This is a genomic window from Pseudomonas sp. R5-89-07, from assembly GCF_003851685.1.
GTDB lineage: Bacteria > Pseudomonadota > Gammaproteobacteria > Pseudomonadales > Pseudomonadaceae > Aquipseudomonas.
This window is the reverse complement of the sequence record NZ_CP027727.1, coordinates 4,821,634-4,838,011: the sequence shown is the minus strand read 5'-3', so window position 1 is coordinate 4,838,011 and position 16,378 is coordinate 4,821,634. Positions and strand designations below refer to the sequence as shown.

The 16,378-nt window shown below is 60.7% G+C and carries 17 protein-coding genes; 13 read left to right on the top strand and 4 right to left on the bottom strand.

What is annotated here, in order from left to right; translation table 11 throughout:
* Window positions 1-309: 309 nt before the first annotated feature.
* Window positions 310-1,548: a transporter associated domain-containing protein gene (locus C4J94_RS22110; RefSeq protein WP_124388064.1), complete on the bottom strand. Its 1,239-nt coding sequence runs from the start codon at window positions 1,546-1,548 to the stop codon at window positions 310-312.
* Window positions 1,549-1,560: 12 nt separating this feature from the next.
* Complete coding sequence (locus tag C4J94_RS22105; protein WP_124388063.1) at window positions 1,561-2,373, bottom strand: inner membrane protein YpjD; 813 nt, start codon at window positions 2,371-2,373, stop codon at window positions 1,561-1,563.
* Between the two features lie 234 nt (window positions 2,374-2,607).
* Between C4J94_RS22105 and ffh the strand changes: the two genes are divergently transcribed.
* The 10 genes from ffh to thrC all read left to right on the top strand — a co-directional run bounded on the left by ffh (window position 2,608) and on the right by thrC (window position 11,516).
* Entirely contained in the window at window positions 2,608-3,984 is a 1,377-nt protein-coding gene (gene ffh / locus C4J94_RS22100) for a signal recognition particle protein (protein ID WP_003175900.1), read from the top strand.
* 251 nt (window positions 3,985-4,235) lie between these two features.
* Complete coding sequence (gene rpsP, locus C4J94_RS22095) at window positions 4,236-4,487, top strand: 30S ribosomal protein S16 (protein WP_003238923.1); 252 nt, start codon at window positions 4,236-4,238, stop codon at window positions 4,485-4,487.
* Between the two features lie 5 nt (window positions 4,488-4,492).
* A complete protein-coding gene (rimM, locus tag C4J94_RS22090; RefSeq protein ID WP_057723919.1) occupies window positions 4,493-5,029 on the top strand; it encodes a ribosome maturation factor RimM in 537 nt (178 codons plus the stop codon).
* Window positions 5,011-5,784, top strand: a complete 774-nt coding sequence (gene trmD / locus C4J94_RS22085) for a tRNA (guanosine(37)-N1)-methyltransferase TrmD (RefSeq protein ID WP_174562741.1) — start codon at window positions 5,011-5,013, stop codon at window positions 5,782-5,784. Before rimM ends, trmD begins: the two co-directional genes overlap by 19 nt.
* Window positions 5,785-5,829: 45 nt before the next feature.
* The gene (gene rplS, locus C4J94_RS22080) at window positions 5,830-6,180 is read left to right on the top strand and encodes a 50S ribosomal protein L19 (protein WP_003175895.1); all 351 of its coding nucleotides are present in this window, start codon (window positions 5,830-5,832) and stop codon (window positions 6,178-6,180) included.
* 82 nt (window positions 6,181-6,262) lie between these two features.
* Window positions 6,263-6,676 carry an acyl-CoA thioesterase gene (locus tag C4J94_RS22075; RefSeq protein WP_124388062.1) on the top strand — a complete coding sequence of 138 codons (414 nt, stop codon included), beginning with the start codon at window positions 6,263-6,265 and terminating at the stop codon, window positions 6,674-6,676.
* A 124-nt stretch (window positions 6,677-6,800) separates the two neighbouring features.
* The gene (gene xerD, locus C4J94_RS22070) at window positions 6,801-7,697 is read left to right on the top strand and encodes a site-specific tyrosine recombinase XerD (protein ID WP_124388061.1); all 897 of its coding nucleotides are present in this window, start codon (window positions 6,801-6,803) and stop codon (window positions 7,695-7,697) included.
* A 140-nt stretch (window positions 7,698-7,837) separates the two neighbouring features.
* On the top strand, window positions 7,838-8,569 hold the full coding sequence (locus tag C4J94_RS22065) for a thioredoxin fold domain-containing protein (protein WP_057723916.1): 732 nt from the start codon (window positions 7,838-7,840) through the stop codon (window positions 8,567-8,569).
* A gap of 129 nt (window positions 8,570-8,698) precedes the next feature.
* Entirely contained in the window at window positions 8,699-10,003 is a 1,305-nt protein-coding gene (locus C4J94_RS22060) for a homoserine dehydrogenase (RefSeq protein WP_124388060.1), read from the top strand.
* Window positions 10,004-10,106: 103 nt separating this feature from the next.
* Window positions 10,107-11,516, top strand: a complete 1,410-nt coding sequence (gene thrC / locus C4J94_RS22055; protein ID WP_124388059.1) for a threonine synthase — start codon at window positions 10,107-10,109, stop codon at window positions 11,514-11,516.
* An 87-nt stretch (window positions 11,517-11,603) separates the two neighbouring features.
* Here the strand turns inward: thrC and C4J94_RS22050 are convergent, their stop codons facing one another.
* Window positions 11,604-11,804, bottom strand: coding sequence for a hypothetical protein (locus C4J94_RS22050; protein ID WP_057723913.1), 201 nt, complete (start codon window positions 11,802-11,804; stop codon window positions 11,604-11,606).
* Between the two features lie 311 nt (window positions 11,805-12,115).
* Here C4J94_RS22050 and C4J94_RS22045 point away from each other — a divergent pair, with 311 nt between their 5' ends.
* On the top strand, window positions 12,116-12,400 hold the full coding sequence (locus C4J94_RS22045) for a DUF3509 domain-containing protein (protein ID WP_124388058.1): 285 nt from the start codon (window positions 12,116-12,118) through the stop codon (window positions 12,398-12,400).
* 183 nt (window positions 12,401-12,583) lie between these two features.
* On the opposite strand, the gene C4J94_RS22040 is transcribed toward C4J94_RS22045, so the two are convergent.
* A complete protein-coding gene (locus C4J94_RS22040) occupies window positions 12,584-13,783 on the bottom strand; it encodes a CaiB/BaiF CoA-transferase family protein (protein WP_124388057.1) in 1,200 nt (399 codons plus the stop codon).
* A 137-nt stretch (window positions 13,784-13,920) separates the two neighbouring features.
* Here C4J94_RS22040 and C4J94_RS22035 point away from each other — a divergent pair, with 137 nt between their 5' ends.
* A complete protein-coding gene (locus C4J94_RS22035; RefSeq protein WP_124388056.1) occupies window positions 13,921-14,463 on the top strand; it encodes a YaeQ family protein in 543 nt (180 codons plus the stop codon).
* Between the two features lie 143 nt (window positions 14,464-14,606).
* Entirely contained in the window at window positions 14,607-16,316 is a 1,710-nt protein-coding gene (gene recJ / locus C4J94_RS22030) for a single-stranded-DNA-specific exonuclease RecJ (protein WP_124388055.1), read from the top strand.
* Window positions 16,317-16,378: the final 62 nt, after the last annotated feature.

The following is a 16,378-nucleotide window of genomic DNA, read 5'->3' as shown; positions in this document are numbered from 1 at the left end:
TTGGTCGAACACCCATGGATCAGGGTTGTGCGCGGGGTGGCTCGGGATGGGAGCAAACACCGCTCGGACATGGTGACGCGGTGCCTGGACACGCTGGGTGCGGGTAGCACGCGGTCGGGCAGGGCTTGGGTAAGCCGCTGGGATTATAGGAAGGGGTATGGAAATACAACAAGTGGCTGGAGCGCCGCAATTCCAAATGTGGGAGGGGGCTTGCCCCCGATAGCGGTAGATCAGTTATAGATGAGCAGACTGACACACCGCCATCGGGGGCAAGCCCCCTCCCACATTGAATTGCTGGGTGTCAGGAGGTTAAGCGGCAACGAGCACATGGCTGGTATGCCAGATCAGCACCTTGCTCACCCGGTTGTCCTCGGTTTCGAGGATTTCCAGGCGGTAGCGCCCAATTTTCAGGCATACAGCGCAGTCCGGAATGGTCTCCAGCGCTTCGGTCACCAGGCCATTGAGGGTCTTGGGGCCGTCGCTGGGCAGGTGCCAGCCCAGGCTTTTGTTCAGCTCGCGGATCGAGGCTGCGCCGTCGATGATGTAGCGGCCATCGGGCTGGGCTTCGATATGGGGATTATCCACAGCCTGATCGCTTTCGAATTCGCCGACGATTTCTTCCAGGATGTCTTCCAGGGTAACGATGCCCAGCACTTCGCCGTATTCGTCCACCACCATGCCCAGGCGGCGCTGCTGTTTGTGGAAGTTCAGCAACTGCAGCTGCAAAGGCGTGCTTTCCGGCACGAAGTAGGGGTCGTGACAGGCGGCCAGCAGCGCTTCCTTGGTCAGGCTGGCGTCGGGGAGCAGATGCTGGATCTGCCGCGTATTGAGTACCGCTTCAACCTGGTTGATATCGCTGTGGAACACCGGCAGCCGCGTGCGCTGGGAGGTGCGCAGTTGCTCGATGATCTCTTCAATCGGGTCATCCAGGTTGATGCCGTCCACTTCGCTGCGCGGCACCAGGATGTCGTTGACGGTGATGTTGTCCAGGGCATGGATGCCAGGCATGCCGGGCAGACGCTCTTCGTCGGCGTCATGGGGTGGTTCATCGTCGTGATCGGAGGACGGTTCGTCGCTCTTTTTCACCACGCCCAGCTTGCGCGCGAACGGGCGCAGCAATAGCAGGCTGATGCCATTGAGCAACCAGGCCGCGGGGTAGAGGATCTTCAGCGGCACGCCCAGCAGAGTGTTACCAAAACCCAGTATGGCCTGCGGATAGCGAGTCGCCAGGGCGCGGGGCAGGTAGTCGGCGAGGATCAGCAGCAAGGCGCAGGAGATCAGCCAGCCGAGCCACGGCCCGTTTTGCGCCCAGGCGTAGATCGCCAGCAGCGTGCACAGAATCACAACGGCTGCGCGACACAGGCTGTTGCACAGGATCAGGCTGTGGCGCGGAAAGCTCAGGCGTGCGGCAGCCTTGTCGCCCTGGCGGGTGCCGGGGCGCAGGGCCAGCAGGTGTTGCTGCGCGGCTTCGATGGCGGTAAACAGCGCTGCCCATAAAGTCAGCAGGGCAATTACGGCGAGCATCGGCCCCAGGGGCAAGTTGTCCATGATCGCCGCCCGTCAGATATGCAGGATGTATTCGCGAACCAGCTTGCTGCCGAAATAGGCCAGCATCAGCAGGCAGAAACCGGCCAGGGTCCAGCGGATGGCCTTGTGCCCGCGCCAGCCGAGGCGGTTGCGGCCCCACAGCAATACGCTGAACACCACCCAGGCCAGGCAGGCCAACAGCGTTTTATGCACCAGATGCTGGGCGAACAGGTTCTCGACGAACAGCCAGCCGGAAATCAGCGACAGCGACAACAAGGTCCAGCCGGCCCATAAAAAGCCGAACAACAGGCTTTCCATGGTTTGCAGCGGCGGGAAGTTCTTGATCAGCCCGGACGGGTGCTTGTGCTTGAGCTGATGGTCTTGCAACAGCACCAGCAGCGATTGGAACACCGCGATGGTGAACATGCCGTAGGCAAGGATCGACAGCAGGATGTGCGCAAGGATGCCCGGCTCTTCATCGATCACCTGGACGGTGCCGGTGGGCGCGAATTGCGCCAGCAGCACCGTGAGCATGCCCAGCGGGAACAGCAAAACAAGCAGGTTCTCGACCGGAATCCGGTAGCACGCCAGCAGCGTCAGCGCGATCACGGCGGCGGCGATCAGGCTGGCGGCGCTGAAAAAATCCAGGCCCAGGCCGACCGGGGTCATCAGGTGGGTAAACAGGCTGGCGGCATGGGCCAGCAGGGCGAGCACGCCAAGGCCTGTCAGCAGACGCTTGTCCGCTTTGGCGCCTTGGGCCAGACGAGTGCCCTGATAGAGGGTCGCAGCGGCATACAAAATGGCGGCGGCGAGGCTGGGTAGCAAACTGGGTGACAAGGGGAGCATAAATCCTGATAGACAAGCCCGAAAGGCGCTGAGTTTGGCACACACCCGCGTTGCACGAAAGACTCCCGGGCCAGACAGCGGGTGTGCACGGGCGCAGTCTTCGCTATAATCCGCGACCTGCCCACGCCGCAGGCTCGCCGAGCGCTGTTTTTAATAGCGATTTACCACAGCCTGGGCTGCCATTACCTCGGTCTACCAATGCATTTCGTTGAATAGGGCCTGAAAGGATCGCGCATGTTTGAAAACTTGACTGACCGTCTCTCGCAGACGCTGCGCCACGTAACCGGCAAGGCCAAGCTGACCGAGGACAATATTAAAGACACCCTGCGTGAAGTGCGCATGGCGTTGCTGGAAGCCGACGTGGCTTTGCCGGTGGTGAAGGACTTCGTCAACTCGGTCAAGGAACGTGCGGTCGGCACTGAAGTGTCGCGCAGCCTGACCCCGGGCCAGGCGTTCGTGAAGATCGTCCAGGCCGAGCTCGAAAGCCTGATGGGCGCGGCCAACGAAGACCTGAACCTGAGCGCCGTGCCACCGGCCGTCGTACTGATGGCCGGCCTGCAAGGTGCGGGTAAGACCACCACCGCCGGCAAGCTGGCGCGCTTTCTTAAAGAGCGCAAGAAGAAGTCGGTGATGGTGGTGTCGGCCGACGTTTACCGCCCGGCCGCTATCAAGCAGCTGGAAATGCTCGCCGGCGAAGTGGGCGTGACCTTCTTTCCGTCGGACCTGAGCCAGAAGCCGGTCGATATCGCCAACGCGGCTATTAAAGAAGCCAGGCTGAAATTCATCGACGTGGTCATCGTCGATACCGCCGGTCGTCTGCACATCGACGAAGAGATGATGGGCGAGATCAAGGCGCTGCATGCCGCGATCAACCCGGTCGAGACGCTGTTCGTGGTCGACGCCATGACCGGCCAGGATGCGGCGAATACCGCCAAGGCCTTCGGTGATGCACTGCCGCTGACCGGCGTGATCCTGACCAAGGTCGACGGCGACGCCCGTGGTGGTGCCGCGCTGTCGGTGCGTGCCATCACCGGCAAGCCGATCAAGTTCATCGGTATGGGCGAGAAGAGCGAAGCGCTCGAGCCGTTCCACCCGGAGCGTATCGCCTCGCGCATCCTCGGCATGGGCGACGTGCTCAGCCTGATCGAGCAGGCCGAAGCCACGCTCGATAAAGACAAGGCCGACAAGCTGGCCAAAAAGCTGAAGAAGGGCAAGGGCTTCGATCTCGAAGACTTCCGTGACCAGCTGCAGCAAATGAAGAACATGGGCGGCCTTGGCGGCCTGATGGACAAGCTGCCGAACATCGGCGGTGTGAACCTGGCGCAAATGGGTAACGCCCAGGGCGCGGCAGAGAAGCAGTTCAAGCAGATGGAAGCCATCATCAACTCTATGACCCCGGCCGAGCGCCGCGACCCTGAGCTGATCAGCGGTTCGCGCAAGCGCCGGATCGCCATGGGTTCCGGCACCCAGGTGCAGGACATCGGTCGCTTGATCAAGCAGCACAAGCAGATGCAGAAGATGATGAAAAAATTCTCCGCCAAGGGCGGTATGGCCAAGATGATGCGCGGCATGGGCGGTATGTTGCCCGGCGGCGGCATGCCGAAAATGTAAAGTATTCGAGCGCAAGCCCAGCTTGTGCTCCGACCCACAGGGATGTGGGATCTCCAGCAAACCCGCCGTTGGCGGGCGCTGACCTGCCGTTTTAACCGACGGCTCTATAGCAGATCTGAGTGGCACGCTGATAGGCGCCAGAAAAAGACATTTGCAAAAGTCCGGATATTCCTTAGAATATGCGGCCTTTCGGGCACCTATGCCCGCTGTGCATTTAGATTTGCAGCACCGACTACAGGAACGATGTTCACATGCTAACAATCCGTCTTGCCCTTGGCGGCTCCAAAAAGCGCCCGTTTTACCACTTGACCGTAACTGACAGCCGCAACCCACGTGACGGCTCTCACAAGGAACAAGTTGGCTTCTTCAACCCGATCGCTCGTGGTCAAGAAGTCCGCCTGTCCGTGAACCAGGAGCGCGTAGCCTACTGGCTGAGCGTTGGTGCACAGCCTTCTGAGCGTGTTGCCAAGTTGTTGAAGGACTCGGCTAAGGCCGCAGCCTGAGCAATATGAACGCGACGCCAACCGTTGCTGATGATTTGATCGTTATCGGCAAGATTTACTCTGTTCATGGCGTTCGCGGCGAAGTGAAGGTGTATTCCTTTACTGATCCGACTGAGAACCTGTTGCAGTACAAAACCTGGACGCTCAAGCGCGAAGGTAGCGTGAAACAGGTCGAGCTGGTCAGTGGACGCGGGAGCGACAAGTTCCTGGTCGCAAAGCTCAAGGGTCTTGATGATCGTGAAGAAGCTCGTCTTCTGGCTGGTTATGAGATCTGCGTGCCGCGCAACCTGTTCCCTGAATTGACCGACGGCGAGTACTACTGGTACCAGCTGGAAGGTCTGAAGGTTATTGATCAACTGGGGCAGCTGCTCGGGAAAATCGATCATCTTCTGGAAACCGGCGCCAATGATGTAATGGTGGTCAAGCCTTGCGCTGGCAGCCTGGATGATCGCGAACGCCTGTTGCCCTATACCGGGCAGTGCGTGTTGGCCGTCGACCTGGCAGCGGGCGAGATGAAGGTGGAATGGGACGCGGACTTCTAAGCGTGGCTAATTTGCGCATTGAAGTGATCAGTTTGTTTCCTGAGATGTTTTCCGCCATCAGCGAGTACGGCATCACCAGTCGGGCGGTGAAACAGGGGCTGTTGCAGCTCACCTGTTGGAACCCGCGAGACTACACGACGGATCGACATCACACTGTGGACGATCGCCCATTTGGCGGTGGCCCGGGCATGGTGATGAAGATCAAGCCCCTGGAAGACGCGTTGGTTGAGGCCAAGGCCGCCGCCGGGGAGAAGGCGAAGGTGATTTACCTGTCCCCTCAAGGCCGTCAGCTGAAACAGGCTGCGGTACGCGACATGGCGAATGAGGAAGCATTAATCCTGATTGCCGGTCGCTATGAAGGCATTGACGAGCGTTTTATTGAAGCTCATGTCGATGAAGAGTGGTCGATTGGGGACTATGTCCTGTCTGGCGGCGAGCTGCCGGCGATGGTCCTGATAGATGCGGTTACACGACTGCTGCCTGGAGCTTTAGGGCATGCGGACTCCGCGGAGGAAGATTCCTTCACGGATGGTTTGCTGGATTGCCCGCACTACACCCGTCCGGAGGTGTATGCGGATCAGCGTGTTCCCGACGTATTGCTAAGTGGCAATCACGCACACATCCGGCGTTGGCGTTTACAGCAGTCCCTTGGTCGGACCTATGAACGACGCGCCGATCTTCTGGAAAGCCGCTCGCTTTCTGGAGAAGAGAAGAAGCTGCTCGAGGAATACATCCTCGCGCGGGACGATAGTTAACAACGTATCGATGGTAGGTCCATTGACTTACCTTAGGAGCACAGCATGACTAACAAAATCATCCTTGCACTCGAAGCAGAGCAGATGACCAAAGAGATCCCTACCTTTGCCCCGGGCGACACCATTGTCGTTCAGGTGAAAGTGAAGGAAGGCGACCGTTCGCGTCTGCAAGCGTTCGAAGGCGTGGTAATCGCCAAGCGTAACCGTGGTGTGAACAGTGCTTTCACTGTTCGTAAAATCTCCAACGGTGTTGGCGTAGAGCGTACTTTCCAGACCTACAGCCCGCAAATCGACAGCATGGCTGTGAAACGTCGCGGTGACGTACGCAAAGCCAAGCTGTACTACCTGCGTGACCTGTCCGGTAAAGCAGCTCGCATCAAGGAAAAACTGGCTTAAGTCCAGCTTCCCGATGCAGAAAGAAGCAGCCTACGGGCTGCTTTTTTGTGCCTGAAATTTGCCCAATGCCCGGTATTTGTCCATGACCACCCGCCTCGAAGAAATCCAGCGCCGCACCGACCTGTCCGTGACTCACGTGACCAAGGCGGTGTTTCCGCCGACCACCAACCACCACAACACCTTGTTCGGCGGCACAGCGCTGGCGTGGATGGACGAAGTGTCGTTCATCACCGCCACGCGCTTCTGCCGATTGCCTCTGGTGACGGTCTCCACCGACCGCATCGACTTCAATCATGCGATCCCGGCCGGTTCCATCGTTGAGTTGATCGGCCGTGTGGTCAAAGTCGGTAACACCAGCCTCAAGGTAGAAGTCGAAGTGTTTGTGGAGAGCATGAGCGCTGATGGCCGTGAGCGGGCGATCCAGGGCGTGTTCAGTTTTGTGGCAATTGATGCCGACAAGCGCCCGGTGCCGGTGCTGCCTGGGTTTGTGGATTGATCTGAAACCGAGTCGTGGCCAGCGCAGGCAAGCCAGCTCCCACATTGGAGCGCATTCCCCCTGTGGGAGCTGGCTTGCCTGCGATAGCATCCGTCGCACATCACCTTCATTCGCCTGAGCCTCTATGCCCGCCATTGACCACCCCCTGATCGACCGCTTCCTTGACGCCCTCTGGTTGGAAAAGGGCCTGTCGGATAACACCCGCCAGGCCTATCGCAGCGACTTGGCGCTGTTCAATGGTTGGTTGCAGGAGAAAAACCTGGAGTTGATCAATGCCGGCCGGGAGCTGATCCTCGATCACCTGGCCTGGCGCCTGGAGCAGAACTACAAACCGCGCTCCACGGCGCGCTTTCTCTCCGGCGTGCGTGGCTTTTATCGCTACCTGCTGCGGGAAAAACTCATCGCTGTCGACCCAACCCTGCAAATCGACATGCCACAGCTGGGGCGGCCACTGCCCAAATCCCTGTCGGAAGCCGACGTGGATGCCTTGCTCGCCGCCCCCGACCTCAGCGAAGCCATCGGCCAGCGCGACCGCGCCATGCTGGAAGTGCTCTACGCCTGCGGGCTGCGGGTGACCGAGTTGATCAGCCTGACCCTGGAGCAGGTCAACCTGCGTCAGGGCGTGTTGCGGGTGATGGGCAAGGGCAGCAAGGAACGCCTGGTGCCCATGGGGGAGGAGGCGATTGTGTGGGTCGAGCGTTACATGCGTGATGCGCGCCACGAACTGCTTGGTGGCCGCCCCAGTGATGTGCTATTCCCCAGCCTGCGCGGCGAACAGATGACCCGGCAGACCTTCTGGCACCGCATCAAGCACCAGGCCAAGGTGGCCGGGATCGGCAAGACGCTGTCGCCCCACACCCTGCGTCATGCATTTGCCACGCACTTGCTCAACCACGGGGCGGATTTGCGTGTGGTACAGATGCTGCTCGGGCACAGTGACTTGTCCACCACCCAGATTTACACCCACGTGGCACGGGCGCGCTTGCAGGATATGCACGCCAAGCACCACCCGCGCGGCTGAAAAATCCCAATTTACCCTGCCACGGGCTGCCCTGCGGCCCAACTGTGGTAGGCTTTGCCGGTTCAAAGGCGACGGTCACAGCCCCCAGTTTCCAATCGGCGTACCTGCACCCGTCCCTGCATCTGCCTTCAGGAGTTCCCATGCGCTTGACCCAGATTATTGCCGCCGCAGCCATTGCGCTGGTTTCCACCTTTGCTGTCGCCGATGATGCGGCCGAGCAGGCCATTCGCAAGAGCCTGGTCAACCTGCAACTCGACACGCCCATCGAAAGCATCAGCGCCAGCCCGATGGCCGGCCTGTATGAAGTCAAGCTCAAGGGCAGCCGCGTGCTGTACGCCAGCGCCGACGGCCAGTACATCGTTCAGGGCTACCTGTTCCAGCTCAAGGACGGCAAGCCCGTCAACCTGACCGAGAAAGCCGAACGCCTGGGCGTGTCCAAGCTGATCAACGGTATTCCGGTGGCTGAAACCGTGGTGTACCCGGCCATCGGCGAAACCAAGACCCACATCACCGTGTTCACAGATACCACCTGCCCGTACTGCCACAAGCTGCACGCCGAAGTGCCTGCGCTGAACAAACTGGGCGTGGAAGTACGCTACGTCGCGTTCCCGCGCCAGGGCCTGGGCTCGCCGGGGGATGAGCAGTTGCAGGCGGTGTGGTGCTCGGCCGACAAGAAAGCGGCCATGGACAAGATGGTCGACGGCAAGGAAATCAAGGCAGCCAAATGTGCCAACCCGGTTTCCAAGCAATTCGCCCTGGGCCAGTCCATCGGCGTGAACGGTACACCGGCCATCGTTTTGGCCGACGGCCAGGTGATTCCGGGCTACCAGCCGGCGCCACAAGTTGCCAAACTGGCACTGGGTGCCAAGTAAGCTTTAATCGTCGAGCCTTTGACGAGCATGACCCGCCGAACCGTCGGCGGGTCATTAATTGAGAGCCGCCGTTGTGCGGCTGTGTTCCACGGCCGACCTCGAGTCGGCCGTTTCATGGGGAGTTCTTCAGTGAAACCGGTCAAAGTAGGCATCTGTGGGTTAGGGACCGTCGGTGGCGGCACCTTTAACGTGCTTCAGCGTAACGCTGAAGAAATTTCCCGCCGTGCAGGGCGCGGGATTGAAGTGGCGCAAATTGCCACGCGTTCGCCAAAGCCTCAGTTCGAAACGACCGGTATTGAAATTACCAACGATGTGTTCGCCGTGGCCACCAACCCTGAAATCGATATTGTCATCGAGCTGGTAGGTGGCTACACCGTGGCCCGCGAGCTGGTGCTCAAGGCCATTGAGAACGGCAAGCACGTCGTCACCGCCAACAAGGCGCTGATCGCGGTGCACGGCAACGAGATCTTCGCCAAGGCGCGTGAGAAGGGCGTGATCGTGGCGTTCGAAGCGGCGGTGGCCGGCGGCATTCCGGTGATCAAGGCGATTCGCGAAGGCCTGTCCGCCAACCGCATCAATTGGGTGGCCGGCATCATCAACGGCACCGGTAACTTCATCCTCACCGAGATGCGCGAAAAGGGCCGTACCTTCGAAGACGTGCTGGCCGAAGCCCAGGCCCTGGGTTATGCCGAAGCCGACCCGACCTTCGACGTGGAAGGCATTGACGCGGCTCACAAGCTGACCATCCTGGCGTCCATCGCCTTTGGTATCCCGCTGCAGTTCGACAAGGCCTACACCGAAGGCATCACCAAGCTGACCACCGCCGATGTGAACTACGCCGAAGCCCTGGGCTACCGCATCAAGCACCTTGGCGTGGCGCGCAGCACCCCGGCCGGTATCGAGTTGCGCGTGCACCCGACGCTGATCCCTGCCGACCGCCTGATCGCCAACGTCAATGGCGTGATGAATGCGGTGATGGTCAACGGTGACGCCGCCGGTTCCACCCTGTTCTATGGCGCCGGTGCCGGCATGGAGCCGACCGCCTCCTCGGTGATCGCCGACCTGGTGGACGTGGTTCGTGCCATGACCAGCGACCCGGAGAACCGTGTGCCGCACCTGGCCTTCCAGCCGGACTCGCTGTCGGCCCACCCGATCCTCCCGATCGAAGCCTGCGAAAGCGCCTACTACCTGCGCATCCAGGCCCAGGATCATCCGGGCGTGTTGGCCCAGGTGGCCAGTATCCTGTCGGAGCGCGGGATCAACATCGAGTCGATCATGCAGAAGGAAGTCGAGGAGCAGAACGGCCAGGTGCCGATGATCCTGCTGACCCACCGCGTGCTCGAGCAGCATATCAACGATGCGATCGCCGCCCTGGAAGCGCTGCAGGGCGTAGTGGGCCCGGTCGTTCGCATTCGCGTCGAACATTTGAATTAATCCAGCTGCAAGCGCCAAGCTACAAGCTTCAAGTAGAAGCAGATCTGCTTTAACTTGAAGCTTGTCACTTGAAGCTTGAAGCCCAAACCGAAGGTTTGCCCCTATGCGCTACATCAGCACCCGCGGCCAGGCACCGGCCCTGAATTTCGAAGACGTTCTGCTGGCAGGCCTTGCCACCGACGGCGGCCTGTACGTGCCGGAAAACCTGCCACGCTTCACCCAGGAAGAAATCGCTTCCTGGGCCGGCCTGCCGTACCACGAGCTGGCGTTCCGGGTGATGCGCCCGTTCGTCACCGGCAGCATCCCGGACGCGGACTTCAAAAAGATCCTGGAAGAAACCTACGGCGTGTTCTCCCACAGCGCCATTGCCCCGCTGCGCCAGTTGAACGGCAACGAGTGGGTGCTTGAGCTGTTCCACGGCCCGACCCTGGCGTTCAAGGACTTTGCCCTGCAATTGCTCGGTCGCCTGCTGGACTACGTGCTGGAGAAGCGCGGCGAGCGCGTGGTGATCATCGGCGCTACGTCCGGCGATACCGGCTCGGCGGCCATCGAAGGGTGCAAGCACTGCGAAAACGTCGACATCTTCATCCTGCACCCGCACAAGCGTGTGTCGGAAGTGCAGCGTCGCCAGATGACCACCCTGTTCGGTGAGAACATCCACAACATCGCCATCGAAGGCAACTTCGATGACTGCCAGGAAATGGTCAAGAACAGCTTCGCCGACCAGAGCTTCCTCAAGGGCACGCGCCTGGTGGCGGTGAACTCGATCAACTGGGCGCGGATCATGGCCCAGATCGTCTACTACTTCCACGCCTCCCTGCAGCTGGGCGGCCCGGCGCGTTCGGTGTCGTTCTCGGTGCCGACCGGCAACTTCGGCGACATCTTCGCCGGCTACCTGGCGCGCAACATGGGCCTGCCGATCAACCAGTTGATCGTCGCGACCAACCGCAACGACATCCTGCACCGCTTCATGAGCGGCAACCAGTACGTCAAGGAAACCCTGCACGCCACGCTGTCGCCGTCAATGGACATCATGGTCTCGTCGAACTTCGAACGCTTGCTGTTCGACATGCACGGTCGCAACGGCGCGGCGCTGGCCGAACTGATGAACAGCTTCAAGCAAGGTGGCGGTTTCAGCGTCGAGCAAGAGCGCTGGACCGAAACCCGCAAGCTGTTCGACTCCCTGGCCGTAGACGACGCGCAGACCTGCGAAACCATCGCCGAGGTGTATGCCCAGACCGGCGAGCTGCTGGACCCGCACACTGCCATTGGTGTGAAGGCCGCCCGCGAGTGCCGTCGCAGCCTGGATATCCCGATGGTAATCCTGGGCACCGCGCACCCGGTCAAATTCCCGGAAGCAGTGGAAAAGGCCGGTGTCGGCAAAGCCCTGCAGCTGCCGGAGCACCTGGCCGATCTGTTCGAACGCGAAGAGCGTTGCACGGTGTTGGCCAACGATCTGAAGACGGTGCAGGCGTTTGTCAGCCAGCACGGCAATCGGGGCAAGCCGCTGTAAGGCACACCCGCGTAGACAAAAACGCCGCTTTCCCTTCCCTGGGTCAGCGGCGTTTTTTGTTGCTGGCAGGCCCGGCAGTCATATTGTTTATGTGAGCAGCTTATGCGCCAGCGCCATTACCGTACCAACAGCCGTAAAAAAGCCTATTGCGATGCCCACGGGGTACCAGAAGATCTCGCGGGTTATCTTGTGGACTTCAGCATTGAACTTGCGCTGTTCGGCATAAATGCGTGATATGTCCGCGTGAATTTTCTCGATCGATGCTTGTTGTTCATTGTGTTCCAACATCCTCTTCATCCTTCGCAATAAGGGCCATATGACATGCGCTCTACCCGCACGGCCGAGTGATCAGCGCTCACCGAGTATAGGATTCACCCCCGGCCTGCGCGCTCGGCGAACCCCAAAACAGCAGCCCATTGCGTAAGCACTTATGTGCGGCCGTTTTTTCGTTGTCATGTTGCAGGCGCATGCTGGAATCCGTCACCCCCTGCGGCCCCACAGAGACGAAAAAGCGAACTTTCCTACGTCACAACCAGTCACTAGGAGAGATGCAGCACCCGTTGAAACGATTGTTCCCGAACTATTGAGTGGTGATCGAGATGGAAAGTATCAGCCTGTTGCTTGAAGAAGCACTGAGCCCTTATCTGGTTACGCTGACCACCTCTGGTGTGCAGGGCGAATGCATGGTGACCGTGAAAAACCCCGGTGGCGCCATCATGGTCGAGCGCGAAGTCAACCGCGCACAACTGAGCGACAAGCGCGCGCTGGTGGATGTGGTGGATTGCCTGCTGCGCGATTTGAAAATCGCCGAAGGTCGACTCGAGCCCTCGGTCATCGCAGCCTTGCGAAACGCCGCCATGACACGAACCCCGGTATGCGCATGAAGAATTATTTATCCTTCGAAACTTCCTACAACACGGCCGGTCAGAGTTTGTAACAGCAAGAGCAAACATTGTGCTCCGGTGTTTGTGGCTTGTTGTACTGGTCTTTGTAGATCACGTTTAACCCCGAGTTGTCTCCCCACTCCTCGGGGTTTCTTTTTGCCCGGAATTTGGCGCGACACGCCCTCAGATCGCGCCATCCGCGCGCAAGCGGGCGATGGCTGGCGCGTCATAGCCCAGGGCGCCGAGCACCACACTGTTGTGCTCGCCCAATTGCGGCCCCACCCATTCACAGCTGCCTGGCGTGTCTGACAGCTTGGGCACGATGCCCGGCATTTTAAAATCCTTGCCGCCCGGCAACCGGGCGCTGAGGAACATCTCCCGGGCCAGGAATTGCGGATCGCCGAGCATGTCTTCGGCACTGTAGATGCGGCTGGCGGGCACTTGGGCCGCGTTCAGTTGCGCCATGACCTGCTCCAGCGGCAAGCCGTTGACCCAGCGGTCGATCACCCCGTACAGCTCGTCGCGGCGGCTGTCGCGCCCGTCATTGCTGGCCAGCGCTGGGTCGTTCGCCAAGTCGTCGCGGCCGATGGCGGCCATGAAGCGCTTGAAGATCGCATCGCCGTTGGCGCCGATCTGTACATGTTTGCCGTCGGCGCTGGTGTGGATCGAGGAGGGGGTAATACCGGGCATGATGTTGCCGGTGCGTTCGCGAATGAACCCGAACACGTCGAACTCGGGGATCATGCTTTCCATCATGGCGAAGATGGCTTCGTACAGCGCCACATCCACCACCTGGCCCAGGCCACCGTTGACCTCGCGATGACGCAGCGCCATCAGCGCGCCGATTACGGCCCACAGCGCCGCAATCGAGTCGCCGATGGAAATCCCGGTGCGCACGGGCGGGCGATCTTCGAAACCGGTGATATAACGCAAACCTCCCATGGACTCGCCCACCGCACCAAAGCCCGGCTGGTCTTTCATCGGCCCGGTCTGGCCGAAGCCCGAGAGGCGCACCATGACCAGCCGGGGGTTGAGTGCGTGCAGGGTTTCCCAGCTCAGGCCGAGCTTTTCCAGCACGCCGGGGCGGAAGTTTTCGATCAGGATGTCAGCGTCGGCCAATAACTGCTTGAGGATCGCCAGGCCCTCGGGGTGCTTGAGGTTGAGGGTCAGCGACTGCTTGTTCCGCGCCTGCACGAACCACCACAGCGAGGTACCTTCGTACAGCTTGCGCCATTTGCGCAGCGGGTCGCCGCCATCCGGGGATTCGACCTTGATCACCTCGGCGCCGAATTCAGCGCAGATCCTTGAGGCAAACGGGCCGGCGATCAAGGTGCCCAGTTCGATGACTTTCAGGCCTGCAAGCGGTTTGGCATTGAGCGACATGGGGATCCTTACACGCGGGGGACGGTGGCGTACTGCTTTTTAACATAGGCGAGCCGCCCAGATGCAGCGCAGTATTCGTTGAATGACCTCGCCATCGGTTAGACTGGCCGCCTTTCCTTGTCTTTAGAAGCCCGTTCATGGCCCAGCCGTCCACGACCTACAAATTCGAACTCAACCTCACCGACCTTGACCGTTCGGTGTACGAGAGCGTTAAACAGACCATCGCCCGCCACCCTTCGGAAACCGAAGAACGCATGACCGTGCGCCTGCTGGCCTACGCCCTCTGGTACAACGAGCAGTTGGCGTTCGGCCGTGGCTTGTCGGATGTCGACGAACCGGCCCTGTGGGAAAAGAGCCTGGATGATCGGGTGTTGCACTGGATCGAAGTCGGCCAGCCGGATGCAGACCGCCTGACCTGGTGCTCGCGCCGTACCGAACGTACCAGCCTGCTGGCGTACGGCAGCCTGCGCGTGTGGGAAGGCAAGGTCGTGCCGGTGGCCAACAACCTGAAAAACGTCCACATCGCCGCGGTACCCCAGGAAGTTCTTGAGACCCTGGCCCAGGACATGCCTCGCGTGATCAAGTGGGATGTGATGATCAGCGAAGGCACTATCTTCGTCACCGACGACCGTGGCCAGCATGAAGTGCAGTTGCAATGGCTGGTGGGCGGGCGTGATTGAAACAGTGTGGGAGGGGGCTATCGGTCAGCTTATCTTTAGCTGACCCGCCGCTATCGGGGGCAAGCCCCCTCCCACAGTTGATCTGCGTTGATTTGAGTCGTGTTGTTTAACCGTCGTATTAGAAGAGAAGCGCCTGTCACCGTATGCGTATCGATCCCCGTCCCTTGCCCGCCGTCCTGCCATTCCTCGGTGAATTGCCACCGCTGCTGACCCGTCTTTACGCCGCACGCGGGGTGCAATCGCAAGCCGAGCTGGACAAGAGCCTGGCGCGGTTGATCCCCTACCAGCAGCTCAAGGGCATCGATGCCGCCGTCGACCTGCTGGTGACGGCGCTGGAGCAGCGCCAGCGTATCCTGATCGTTGGTGACTTCGACGCCGACGGCGCCACCGCCAGCACCGTGGGCACCCTGGGCCTGCGTTTGCTCGGTGCCGCCCATGTCGATTACCTGGTGCCCAACCGTTTCGAGTACGGCTACGGCCTGACGCCGGAGATCGTTGCGGTGGCGCTGCAGCGCGAGCCGCAGTTGCTGATCACGGTGGACAACGGCATCTCCAGCGTCGAAGGCGTGGCCGCGGCGAAGGCGGCGGGGCTGAAGGTGCTGGTGACCGATCACCACTTGCCGGGCGATGAACTGCCGGCGGCGGATGCGATCGTCAATCCGAACCAGCCGGGCTGCACGTTCCCCAGCAAGGCGCTGGCCGGCGTGGGTGTGATCTTCTACGTATTGATGGCCCTGCGCGCGCGTTTGCGCAGCCTGGGCTGGTATGACAGCAGCCCGCAGCCGAACATTGGCGAACTGCTCGATCTGGTGGCCTTGGGCAGCGTCGCCGACGTGGTGCCGCTGGACGCCAACAACCGCATCCTGGTGCACCAGGGGCTGGAGCGTATTCGTGCCGGTCGGGCGCGGCCGGGGATCAAGGCGATCCTTGAAGTGGCTAAGCGCGACCACGCCCGTATCACTTCCACCGACCTCGGCTTCATCCTCGGCCCACGACTCAATGCCGCCGGGCGCCTGGACGATATGAGCCTGGGTATCGAATGCCTGCTCACCGCGGACTTTGCCGCGGCGCGGGAAATGGCCGCGCAACTGGACGGCATGAACCAGGACCGCAAGTCCATCGAGCAAGGCATGCAGCGCGAGGCGCTGGCGCAACTCAAGGATTTGCCGCTGGAGTCGATGCCGTTCGGCTTGTGCCTGTTCGACCCGGAGTGGCACCAAGGGGTGATCGGGATCCTGGCATCGCGCATGAAGGAGCGCTATTTCCGTCCCACCATCGCGTTTGCCGATGCCGGCGATGGCCTGCTTAAGGGCTCCGGGCGTTCGGTGCAGGGCTTTCACATCCGTGATGCGCTGGCGGTGGTTGCCAGCCAGCATCCCAACCTGATCGCCAAATACGGGGGGCACGCGATGGCGGCGGGCCTGACGCTGCCCGAAGCGAATTTCCCCTTGTTCGCCGAAGCCTTCGACGCCGAAGTGCGTCGGCAGCTGCGCGAAGAAGACCTCACCGGTCGACTGCTCACCGACGGCACCCTGGCGGTGGAAGAGTTTCACCTGGAACTGGCCCGCGCGCTGCGCCATGCCGGCCCGTGGGGGCAGCACTTTCCCGAGCCATTGTTTCACGGCGTGTTCCAGTTGGTGGAGCAGCGGGTGGTGGGCGAACGGCACCTGAAGGTGGTGCTCAAGAGCGAATGCGGGTCAGTGAAGCTCGATGGCATCGCGTTCGGCGTGGACCGTGAAATCTGGCCGAACCCGACGGTGCGCTGGGTGGAGTTGGCCTACAAGCTGGATGTGAACGAGTATCGTGGCAATGAAACGGTGCAGCTGATGATTGCGCATATCGAACCGCGTTAGAGCTAACTGATACTGCAGTACAAATGTGGGAAGGGGCTTGCCCCCTCCCACATTGGGTTGTG